At 68.5% G+C, this 10,102-nt stretch carries 14 protein-coding genes; 4 read left to right on the top strand and 10 right to left on the bottom strand.

The features are described 5' to 3' along the window. Nucleotides 1-252 precede the first annotated feature (252 nt). Nucleotides 253-513, top strand: a complete 261-nt coding sequence (locus AB0D48_RS36725; RefSeq protein WP_362407474.1) for a GlsB/YeaQ/YmgE family stress response membrane protein — start codon at nt 253-255, stop codon at nt 511-513. Nucleotides 514-794: 281 nt separating this feature from the next. Next, nucleotides 795-2,096: a geranylgeranyl reductase family protein gene (locus AB0D48_RS36720; RefSeq protein ID WP_362407471.1), complete on the top strand. Its 1,302-nt coding sequence runs from the start codon at nt 795-797 to the stop codon at nt 2,094-2,096. Between the two features lie 92 nt (nt 2,097-2,188). Here the strand turns inward: AB0D48_RS36720 and AB0D48_RS36715 are convergent, their stop codons facing one another. The 8 genes from AB0D48_RS36715 to AB0D48_RS36680 are packed head-to-tail and all read right to left on the bottom strand — an operon-like array spanning nt 2,189 to nt 5,971. Then, nucleotides 2,189-2,527 carry a gas vesicle protein K gene (locus AB0D48_RS36715; protein ID WP_362407477.1) on the bottom strand — a complete coding sequence of 113 codons (339 nt, stop codon included), beginning with the start codon at nt 2,525-2,527 and terminating at the stop codon, nt 2,189-2,191. 53 nt (nt 2,528-2,580) lie between these two features. After that, nucleotides 2,581-2,793, bottom strand: coding sequence for a gas vesicle protein (locus AB0D48_RS36710; RefSeq protein WP_362407468.1), 213 nt, complete (start codon nt 2,791-2,793; stop codon nt 2,581-2,583). Continuing rightward, the gene (locus tag AB0D48_RS36705; RefSeq protein ID WP_362407465.1) at nt 2,790-3,626 is read right to left on the bottom strand and encodes a GvpL/GvpF family gas vesicle protein; all 837 of its coding nucleotides are present in this window, start codon (nt 3,624-3,626) and stop codon (nt 2,790-2,792) included. Before AB0D48_RS36705 ends, AB0D48_RS36710 begins: the two co-directional genes overlap by 4 nt. After that, complete coding sequence (locus tag AB0D48_RS36700; protein WP_362407462.1) at nt 3,623-4,060, bottom strand: gas vesicle protein; 438 nt, start codon at nt 4,058-4,060, stop codon at nt 3,623-3,625. The genes AB0D48_RS36705 and AB0D48_RS36700 overlap by 4 nt, the downstream gene beginning before the upstream one ends. A gap of 18 nt (nt 4,061-4,078) precedes the next feature. Continuing rightward, nucleotides 4,079-4,327 (bottom strand): gas vesicle protein GvpG, encoded by a 249-nt coding sequence (locus AB0D48_RS36695; RefSeq protein WP_362407459.1) that lies wholly within the window; start codon nt 4,325-4,327, stop codon nt 4,079-4,081. Nucleotides 4,328-4,384: 57 nt separating this feature from the next. Beyond that, complete coding sequence (locus tag AB0D48_RS36690; RefSeq protein WP_362407456.1) at nt 4,385-5,095, bottom strand: GvpL/GvpF family gas vesicle protein; 711 nt, start codon at nt 5,093-5,095, stop codon at nt 4,385-4,387. Between the two features lie 3 nt (nt 5,096-5,098). After that, nucleotides 5,099-5,560, bottom strand: coding sequence for a gas vesicle protein GvpJ (gvpJ, locus tag AB0D48_RS36685; protein WP_362407453.1), 462 nt, complete (start codon nt 5,558-5,560; stop codon nt 5,099-5,101). Between the two features lie 27 nt (nt 5,561-5,587). Beyond that, nucleotides 5,588-5,971: a gas vesicle protein gene (locus AB0D48_RS36680; protein ID WP_362407450.1), complete on the bottom strand. Its 384-nt coding sequence runs from the start codon at nt 5,969-5,971 to the stop codon at nt 5,588-5,590. A gap of 234 nt (nt 5,972-6,205) precedes the next feature. Here AB0D48_RS36680 and AB0D48_RS36675 point away from each other — a divergent pair, with 234 nt between their 5' ends. Together AB0D48_RS36675 and AB0D48_RS36670 are read left to right on the top strand one after the other, a co-directional pair. Next, nucleotides 6,206-7,288, top strand: coding sequence for a histone protein (locus AB0D48_RS36675; protein WP_362407448.1), 1,083 nt, complete (start codon nt 6,206-6,208; stop codon nt 7,286-7,288). 3 nt (nt 7,289-7,291) lie between these two features. Further along, entirely contained in the window at nt 7,292-8,371 is a 1,080-nt protein-coding gene (locus AB0D48_RS36670; RefSeq protein ID WP_362407445.1) for an SRPBCC family protein, read from the top strand. Nucleotides 8,372-8,501: 130 nt separating this feature from the next. Here the strand turns inward: AB0D48_RS36670 and AB0D48_RS36665 are convergent, their stop codons facing one another. Next, on the bottom strand, nt 8,502-8,675 hold the full coding sequence (locus tag AB0D48_RS36665; RefSeq protein ID WP_362407442.1) for a CsbD family protein: 174 nt from the start codon (nt 8,673-8,675) through the stop codon (nt 8,502-8,504). 127 nt (nt 8,676-8,802) lie between these two features. Beyond that, nucleotides 8,803-9,864 carry an ABC transporter substrate-binding protein gene (locus AB0D48_RS36660; RefSeq protein WP_362407439.1) on the bottom strand — a complete coding sequence of 354 codons (1,062 nt, stop codon included), beginning with the start codon at nt 9,862-9,864 and terminating at the stop codon, nt 8,803-8,805. Nucleotides 9,865-10,102 lie beyond the last annotated feature (238 nt).

Genomic DNA, 10,102 nt, shown 5'->3' with positions numbered 1-10,102 from the left:
AACTCCGGCGGGTAGTTCTTCATGACCACGAGATGTCCGTTCTCAGATCCTCAGGATCCAGTGTCTCGTGTGTTCAACATCAGGGGTCAAGGCCCAAGGACAAGTTCCGCTGACCTGGTACCGGAGGGTGTTTCCTGTCTGCGGCGATTGCCGCTACCAGCCGCTAATGATCACCGGCTCCGAGGTTTAGAACTTTCGGAACAGTAAATGGGCCAATTGACACTGGCTCCCGTAATCGAGGCAGAAGGAATCATGGGCATACTCGCTTGGATCCTCCTAGGGTTGCTCGCAGGCATCATCGCCAAGTTCTTGATGCCCGGCAAGGACCCGGGCGGCATCATCATCACCATGCTCATCGGCATTGCCGGCGGTCTTTTGGGTGGATGGCTGGGCAAGGTGATCTTCGGCGTCGACTCCGTCGACGGCTTCTTCGAGCTTTCTACTTGGATTGCCGCCATCGTCGGCTCCCTCATCCTGCTGGCCGTCTACCGCCTGGTCGCGCGTCGTAGGTAGCACCACGCTCACTCGGCGCCCGCCGCTGGATCGCGCCATCGAAACGGCTCCCCCCTGGAGGGCGGAGCCGTTTCCCTCGTCAGCCGGACCCCCTTCGGCGGATATTGCGTGCTGTCTTCATGCCATGTTGTTCCTTTGGATTTTGAAACGAAGATGTCGGCAGCCGCTGGATTCAGTGCTCGCGCCCATGACCGCTTCGCGGCCTCGCAGTCAGGAAAGCGGTGAGCGGCTTCGGCCCTGCCGCACGGGTCGGCCCCCGCGGAAGGCGGCATAGTGAGGGAGTGATCACCGAACGCGACGAGGCCGGCAGCGACGCCGACGACGAAGAAGCGCAGGTCATCGTGGTGGGGGCGGGACCTGCGGGTTCCGCCGCTGCCGTGCACTTGGCGCGAGCGGGTGTGGACGTGCTGCTGCTGGAAAAGAGTGGCTTCCCCCGGGAAAAGGTGTGCGGTGACGGGCTGACGCCTCGGAGCGTGTACCAGCTGGTGCGTATGGGTGTCGACATCAGTGCGCCGGGCTGGATGCGCAACAAGGGGATGCGGTGGGTCTGTGGGGGCGACCAGGTGGAGTTGGACTGGCCGCAGCTGGGCAGTCTCCCTGACTTCGGGCTCACCCGTAGCCGACACGACTTCGACGACCTGCTCGCCGCTCATGCCCGCGCCGCCGGAGCGCGCCTGCACACCCGCGTGAAAGTCACCGCCCCGCTGACCGACCGGGCGGGAAACGTCACCGGGGTGACTGCTACTCGCGGACCGGGGCAGGAACCGGTCCGCTACCGGGCGCCGCTCGTCGTCGCCGCTGACGGCGCCTCCGCACGGACGGCACTCGCCCTGGGACTGGAACGTGACGCAAGCCGGCCCGTCGCGGCGGCGGCCCGCCGCTACTACCGCAGCGAAGCCCGCACCAACGACCCGTACCTGGAGCTGTGGGCCGATCTGCGCTGTCCGAACACGGGGCTGGATCTGCCCGGGTACGGCTGGGTGTTCCCGCTCGGGGACGGGCGCGTCAACGTCGGCCTGGGTGCACTGCCGCAGCGGCAGCGTCGGGCGGTGGACCTGCGGGCGGCTTTGGAGCACTGGCTGCCCCGCCTGCCCGCGCACTGGGGGTTGCGGGAGGAGAACGCCGACTCCTCCCTGCGCAGCGCGCCCTTGCCGATGGGCTTGAACCGGCGGCCGCAGTATCGGCGGGGCCTGCTGCTGGTCGGAGACAGCGCCGGCATGATCAGTCCGTGGAGCGGGGAGGGCATCGCGGAGGCGATGGAGGCCGCCGAGGTGGCCGCAGAGATCATCGCCTTGGCCTTGGCCCGGCCGGCCGGGCCACGGCGGGAGCACGCGCTGCAGCAGTACCCGGCGGAGATCCACCGCCGCTGGGGGCGCTACTACCGTCTGGGTAACCTCGCCGCTGATCTCGTCTTCTCCCGGTACGGCTTCCGGCCGCTCCTTCACCCCCGCGTGATGGCCTCTCCCCCGCTCCTGCGTACCCTGGCCCGCCTGCTCACCCACGGGACCGACGAACCGGTCCACGACGGCATCGACGCAGTCCTGCACGCACTGGTGCGCCTCGTTCCAGCGCGCCGACGGTAAGACCGTAGAGCGGCTGCCTCCACCGCCCCCGCAGGGGTGCGCGGCAGCCCTCGGCTGTGCGAGCCGAACTCAAGAACGCCTGCTGCACGCTGTCAGGGGGCGGGCGGAAGCAGAGGGCCGAGAGGGCCGAGATCGAGGTTGAGGTCTTGGAGGGTGTAGCCGTGTTGGGCGCACAGCTCGGTCATGCGGTCGTGCAGAGCGAGGAGCGTGGCGCCGAGTTCTTCTTCTTGCGCGTCGGTGAGGTCGCCTGCGTCGACGCGGCGCAGGGCTTGGCGTTCGATGAGTTGGCGCAGGAGTTCGACGAGGGTGAGGACGAGTTTGAGGAGGTCTTCGCCCACACGGTCGGGATCGGTGTGCATGCGGTGAGCTGGGGGTTGGGGGTCGCCGGGGGTGGCGGGGGGCGCCTGGAGGAGCCGGAAGGCGCTTGCCATGGTGTCGCTGATGGCTTCGAGATCGCGGGGCGGCTGCGCTGGGGGGTCGGCGTTCATGGCTGCTCGCCGCCGCGGGTGGAGGGGTTGTCGAACGTGTTGACGGACGTGATCAGGGCGCGGAGGGAGATGCGGACGAGGTCGATGTCTGCGATGGAGAGGATGATGTCGCCGGTGATGACGACGCCGCCGGCCAGAAGCCGGTCGAGAAGGTCGACCAGGGCGACTTGTCGGCCCGGCAGCGGTTCGTCCCGTTCGGTGAGGGTCATGGCCGTGCGCCGGGCTCGTCGGCTGTGCCGGTGGGCTGGGGTGGCGGCATCGCGAAGGAGTAGGGCGCCCAGGGGCCGGTGATCTCGATGTGGATGCCGGGCAGGTCCTCGCCCGCCTGCTGGATGGCGGCGCGGAAGGTGTCGGCTTGGTCCTCGGGTACGAGGTAGGCCTCGTTGAGGACGTTCTCGCCGCTGTCGCTACGGGTGAGGGGTCCGGTCTGGGTGGGATGCCGCACCACGTGAGTGGCGTGCTGGGCTGCGGTGGCGGCAATGCGCTCGGCTGCTTGCCTGGCCTGTCGGTAGCGGTCCTCGCGGGCGTGGTGCTGGGCTTTGCGGGCCTGGAGATAGGCCTTGCCGGGGCTGGCGGCGGGTGCGCTGTCCGGGGCGGGGACGTCGCTGTCCGGGCGGACGTACGCCTTGACGCCGTACTCGGTGTGGTGGGCGAGGAGGGCGAGTCGCTCGGCGAAGATGCGGTGTTGCTCACGCAAGGCCGCCAGAGCCCGGTCGCTGTCCTGGTAGAGGGTGGCCATACGCAGGGGCAGAACGGTGGTGTGGTCCATGAGGCCCTGGATGACGTGGTGATGCGATCTGGCGGTGTCTTCGAGCCAGGCGAGGTCTTCGAAGTGGGATTTGAGGGCGTCCTCGCGCCAGTCGGCGTCGGGGACCTGGCTGGTGACGAACGCCGGCGCCGCCTGGTCTGCTCCGGGGGCGTCGGCGACCAGGAGCGTGACCGGTGCGCCGGCGACCCCGCGGAGGCCGGCCACGATGTCGCCGAGCTCGCCGGTGGGGACGACGACGGCGTACACGTAGGTGAGCGTCGGCTCGGGGGTCATGAGCCAGGCCTCTTCCTGGTGGCGCGGGGCCGGGGTCGGCGTTCTTCGCCCTCTTCTGCCAGGCCCTCATCGGGGCTTTGGGACGGAGTGGCCTCCAGGCGCTCGCGTCGCAGTGCCTCCACTTCGGCGCGCAGGCGGCGGTTCTCCTCCGCGAGCGGGTCACCGCTGTGGCGGGAGGAAAGCGAGGGGTCGTACTCCCACCAGTCGATGCCCATCTCTTTGGCCTTGTCGACGGAGGCGATGAGGATCCTCAGTTTGATCGTCAACAGCTCGATGTCGAGGAGGTTGATCCGGATGTCGCCGGCGATCACGATGCCCTTGTCCAGGACGCGTTCGAGGATGTCGGCCAGGCTGCCTGAGGAGGACGGCGGGTAGGACATCGGTGTCGCCCGGGACGGCAGAGGGCCGAGCCGGTTGGCAAGCGGGTCAGTCACGGTCCCCGACCTCCCTGGTCACGGCAGGCGCTGGCGGAATTGTGCGATCTCGTCGAGACGGTCGAGGAGCGCGTCCTCCTCGCGGTCGAAGGTGGCCTCGTCGATCTCCCCGAGCTGGAGCCGGCGCTCGAGGTCGGCCAGAGCGGCGTAGACCGGGGCCGGGTCGTAGTACTCCTCGTTCGCCTTGTCCACGACACGCTGCGCCACCCACACCACTGCCCGCATGGGCGCCATAGGCGCGGTCAGCAAACTGGTCAGCAGCCCCATGGCTCCTCCTGACGTTCCCTGCCCCGGCCACCTGCAGTGGCCTGACGGGTCAGGGCATTACACAAAGCTGTACGGGGGCAGCGGCCCGGCGAAGCGGAAACCGATGCCGTCGACCTGCTGGGCGAGGCTGGCCTCGGCTTGAAGGAAGGTCTCCTTCTCGTCGTCATGGACCAGCAGCGAGAGGTTCACGATGTCGCCGTCGGCCGGCGCGCGGACGCTGTGCTCGCGGGCAAACGGAATCAGGGCCTGGACCAGCCCGGCGGCCAGGGCTTCCTGCCGGTCGCGCACCTCGGCCGCCACCAGTTCTCCCAGTTGCAGCGGCAGCTGGGGATCGGCGTCACCGGCCCGGATCTGGTCGTTGAGCTGCCGTGCTCGGGGGGAGTCGCTGAGGATCTCGCGCAGGAGGGCTTCCTCGTCCTGGGAGGCCTTGATGTGGTACTCGGCGCAGCCTTGGAGCCGTTCCAGAGCGTCCAAGTAGCTCTCCGTGCGCTGCTGGAGGGCCTGCGTGACCGCCTCGTCGTCGGGAGCTGTGTATCCGAACTGCAGCGGCAGGACCGTTCCGTCGGCCATGAGGTGGTCTTGGACCTCCTGGTGGGCGGCCAGGTCCCGGCGCTTGGGCCGGATCTCCTCGTCGATGTCCGAGACGACCGCGCGCAGCTGCCCGACGGTGACGGCGCGAAGCGGCGCGGCCTGGGCCCCCACGCCCGTCAGCCCGTCCAGGCGGCAGGGGTGGGTGGCAGCGATGATCGAGTACACGTAGAGGGCCATCGCCTACTCCCTTTCACGGCGCACGGGACGGCGGGCGGGACGGCGCTTGCGGGGGGCCTCTTCCTCTTCCGCTTCTTCCGGTTCTTCCTCTTCTTCGGACCTGCCGGGCAGAGCCTGCGTCACGGCCTCCACGGCTCCGCTGAGCGCGCCCTTGGACTTGCCGTGTGCCCCGCTCTCGACCGCGTTGCCGACTATGTCGGTCAGCTGCGCGGGAGCCTTACGGCCTGCTTCCAGGTCGAGGCGGTTGCATGCCTCGGCGAAGCGGAGGTAGGTGTCGACGCTGGCCACGACGATCCGCGCGTCGATCTTCAGCAGTTCGATCCCGACCAGGGAAACGCGGATGAACACGTCGATGACGAGACCGCGATCGAGGATCAGTTCAAGGACGTCGTAGAGGCTGGCCGTGCCTCCGCCGCCGCCTCCCGTTCTGCTGATGTTGCTTCCGCCCTGCGGCAGCACAGTCATGGCCGCTTCCCTTCACGGGGCCGGCTGTCAGGTCGGCCGGTCGATCATGCCCCGGCTGTACCGCCGGGTTCGCTCGTACGAAATCAGCTCGCCCTCCTCGTCCATCGTGACCTTGTAGCTTGCGATGATGCTGGTGGTGTCGGGGATACGCGCCAGCTCGAGGACCTCGACCTGGGCCTCCCAGCCCTCCTCGGTGGGACGCAAGGACGACACCGACTCGGGGCTGCGTCCCAGCAGCTGCGCGAGCTGTTCGGCCGCCAGGCGCATGGCCGCGGCCGCGCCGGTGACACGGCGCCGCGCAGGTGGTTTCCGGGCCGGCTCCTTGGGTGAGGGCCGACTGGTGGGTGCGTCCCGGTCACCGCCGTCGGCTGCGGGGATGCGTCGACGACGGGTCGGCTCTGCTGCGGCCATGGGCACTCTCCTCACGGACCGACTCGGGCCTGCCCGCTCCTTCCAGGCGCAAACATGGCTATATTCCCGCAATCCAGATTTTCATCGTATACGAGGCATATCTGGCGTGAGGGTGAGCAGCCGCTCTATAACCGTGCGAGCGGCGTGTCCCGTCACCCAAGCGTGCGTGCGCGGCGGCACTTGGACCTGCAATGGCGGTGGTGGCCCGCACGCACCCGGTGAAGGGAAGGGCTCATGGAGGACACGACAAAAATCGCCCTGGCGGCCGCCGTCGCCGGAGGCTACGTACTGGGGCGGGCGAAAAAGGGACGCCTGGCCTTCAGCCTGGCGACGTACATCGCCGGCCGGCGCCTCGGCCTTGACCCGAAAGAGCTGGCAACGCAGGGCCTGAAGAAGCTCAGCGAGATGCCGCAGGTCGCCGAGATCGGCGAGCAGATCAGGGGCGAGGCGCTGGACGCCGGCCGCAAGGCACTCATGGCTACCGCGAACCGCCGGCTGACCCAGCTCGCCGACTCGGTTCACGAGCGCACTCTCACCCTTGGGAGCGGCGGCGAGGCCGCAGACGAGGACGAAGACGAGGACGAGTACGACGAGGCGGAAGGCAGCTACGAGGACGAAGAGGAGCCCTACGAGGAGGCAGGGGAGGAGGAAGAAGAGGCGGAGGAAGAAGAGCCCGAGGACGGAGGAGAACCGGAGGAAGAGGAAGAAGAGGAAGAGGAGGAAGAGGAACCCGAGGAGGCGGAGGGAGAAGCGGAGGAGGAACCGGAGGAGGAACCGGAGGAGGAACCGGAGGAGGAAGAGGAGGAGGAGGAAGAGGAACCGGAGGAGGAAGAGGAAGAACCACCGGCTCCCCGGCGGCCGGCTCGACGTTCCACCGCCCGCACCGCCAAGGCCGCCCCACGCCGTGCACCGGCGCACAGGACACCGTCCAAGAAGGCTTCCCCTAAGAAGGCGGCTCCGGCCAAGAGGGCGGCCCCGGCCAAGAAGGCAGCACCGGCCAAGAAGGCGGCCCCGGCCAAGAAGGCAGCACCGGCCAAGAAGGCAGCACCGGCCAAAAAGGCAGCCCCTGCCAAAAAGGCTTCGCCCGCACGCGCTGCGAAGAGGACACCGGCGAAGAAGGCGGCCGCCGGCACGAAGCCGAAGGCAGCCACCTCCTCGACCGCCCGCCGGAAGCCGCCCACGAAGGCGGCGGCAAGGCCTGCTGCGAAGAAGACCGCCGCGAAGAAGGGCACAGCGCGGCCGGCCTCCAAGACCGCTGCCAAGAAGTCCACGGCCGCGCAGAAGCCGGCCCGCCGCAAGCCCACCGCGCGGAGGTGAACCGTGGCCACCACAGACGACGCCAAGGGCGCACAGTCCGGTCTCGACCGACTCATGGGCGAGGTCACCTCGTATCTCTCCGCCCAGGCTGAGCAACTGGCGGACAAGGCCGTGGACAAAGTCGGCGATCTCACCGACGGCCTCCACGACGTTGCGGAGAACGGAGGCCAGCTCGCCGGGCTCGGCGGGCGGCTCCTCAAGGGCGACTCGCCCGTGAAGGCCGTTCTCGGCCAGGCGTTCGGCGGCCTCAAGGACAAGGTCACGGACGCGGGCTCCAGCCTGCTGGGCGGCGGCAAGGGCAAGAGCCGCAAGGGCAGCGCCAAAGCCATCAACATCATCGAGACCACCGATGTCGGCGTACCACTGCGCACCGCCTACGACCATTGGACCCAGTACGAAGACTTCAGCAGCTTCGCCAAGGGCGTGCGCAGCGTCTCGCAGGGCGATGACACCACCACCGACTGGAAGGTCAAGGTCGGCCCGTCCACGCGCAGCTGGAAGGCCACCGTCCAAGAGCAGATTCGCGACGAGCGGATCTCGTGGACCTCAGAAGGCCCCAAGGGGACCACCCGCGGTTGCGTGAGCTTCCACGAACTCGCGCCTTCCCTCACCCGGATCATCCTGGTCGTGGAGTACTACCCCGCCGGGTTCTTCGAAAAGACCGGCAACATCTGGCGGGCCCAGGGCAGGCGCATGCGCCTGGACCTGAAGAACTTCAACCGCTTCGTCACCCTCGCCAGCGAGGAGCCCGACGGCTGGCGCGGAGAGATCGAAGACGGCGAAGTCGTACTCACCCACGAGGAAGCCCTCGAGGAGGAGGAAGCCGAAGAGGCGGATGACGAGGAGGAAGGGGCGGAGACCGGAGAAGAGGAAGAACAGGACGAGGAATACCCCGAGGAGGAAGACGAGGAGGAAGACGAGGAGTACGCGGAGGACGAAGCCGAGGGATACCCGGCGGACGCAGAGGAGGCAGAGTACGAAGAAGACGACGACTCCGACGAAGTCTCGGATGATGACGAGGACGAAGACGAAGACGAGGACGAAGACGAAGAGCCGCCTCGCCGCTCAAGACGCCGGCGCTGAAGCCCACGGGACCGCCCCCGTCCGCGTGCGCCGTCCTCACGGCCACAGCAGGCGCCCATCGCCCCCCCAGGGGCGGCGGGCGCAAGGAGAGGCCGGCGGCGATGCCGCCGGCCTCTCCGACATGGCGGGGTCAGTGCTTGAGAGCGTCCTTCGCCTTCTGAGCCGTCTGCTTCGCATCACCTGCGGCCTGCTCCGCTCGGCCCTTCAACTCCAGGCTCTCGTTGCCTACCGCCTTGCCGGTGACCTCCTTGGTCTTGCCCTTCATGTTCTTGCCCATGTTCTTGGCCTTCTTACCTGCGGCCATCTCAGCACCTCCACATCCCGCTACAAGCGTTCTATAGGGGCTTGTTCGGCCGATACCCATATATTCCCCTGTGAAGCACCTTGCACGGGATCCGACCGAAGTGGCGGCCAGGCTGGGCCCGGCGTCCCTACGCCTTTCTCTCCGGCCCGCTGTGGTGCCACTCGCAGACGTCAAACGAAAAGGCCTCCACGTCCCCGTCCTCGTCGAAGCTCAGATCACCGATCGCCGTCTTGAACCTCCCCGCGCGGATCGCCTGGGCGACCCGCTCGGGATCCTCGGCATCTCCGGCCGCCCTGATGGCCTCGGCGATCACCTGAACCGCGGCGTAGGCGGCGCGGACGCGCAAACCACCGGGAGCCCGGCTGATCCCGGCATCGCCCGGACCGTGGGCGAGGCCGTCCCGGCCGGCGGCGGCGGGCACGGGCACAGGGACGGGCACGGGCACGGTAACCAGCAGGCCCTCCGCCGCGTCCTGGGCGATCCGAGAGAGCGCATCATCGGCACAAGCCTCACCGGCCATGAATTGGGCGTCCAACCCCTCCGCCTTGGCCTGGCGAAGGAACCGCCCGAGCGGGGCGTGGTAGCCGCCGTAGTACACGAAGTCGACGCCGGCCGCCTTCAGCTTCCGGATGACGGCGGAGAAGTCCTTTCCGTCGCCATCCACCCCTTCGAACAGCGCCACCCTCACACCCCTGCTGACCAGCATCCGCCGGACGCCGGTGGCCAGGCCCTCGCCGTACAGCTGCTTGTCGTGCACGATGCCCACTGCTTTCGGCAGGCGGCCGACTATGAACGTGCCTGCCACCGCGGCTTGGGCGCTGTCGAGGCCGATGGTGCGGAAGACCAGCCTGTAGCCGCGCGCGGTGATCTCGGGGCTGGTGGCGGACGGCGTGATCATGACGACACCGGCGTCCTCGTAGACGACCGAGGCCATCTCCGTGGCAAGCGACAGAGCGTGGCCGACGACGTACTTCACGCCATCGTTGACTGCCTTGGTCGCCGCGACGACTGCGTGCCGGGGGTCGCCGGCGTCGTCGTACTCCCGCGCCTCCAGCATCCTGCCCCCAACGCCGCCCCGGGCGTTGATCTGCTGGATGGCCATCGTGGCGCCCCTGAGCTGCATGTCGCCGCAAGGCGCCCCCGAACCGGTCCGGGGTCCGACGATTCCGATCCTGATCCTGGCAGCCACCGCTTCTCCCTACACCAAATGGTCAGGCCACTGCCTGTGGCGAGGCAAGACTCGAACCGCCCGGACGCCGCACCCGGGCCTCACCACACGCCGCCAGGGCGCCCCGCGGGGCTGGGCGGATCGGAGGAGGGACTGCCCAGCCTGCTCGCCGGGGCCGCAGTGCTCCTGGACGTCGCAAGGATGGCCGCCCCACCACGCAGCAGACGCCGGAGAGGCTGTGGGCCTCTCCGGCGTCTGC

The sequence above is a fragment of the Streptomyces sp. NPDC048269 genome (assembly GCF_040652395.1).
GTDB lineage: Bacteria > Actinomycetota > Actinomycetes > Streptomycetales > Streptomycetaceae > Streptomyces.
Note: the sequence above shows the minus strand (reverse complement) of the source record. Positions and strands in the feature narration are given on the sequence as shown.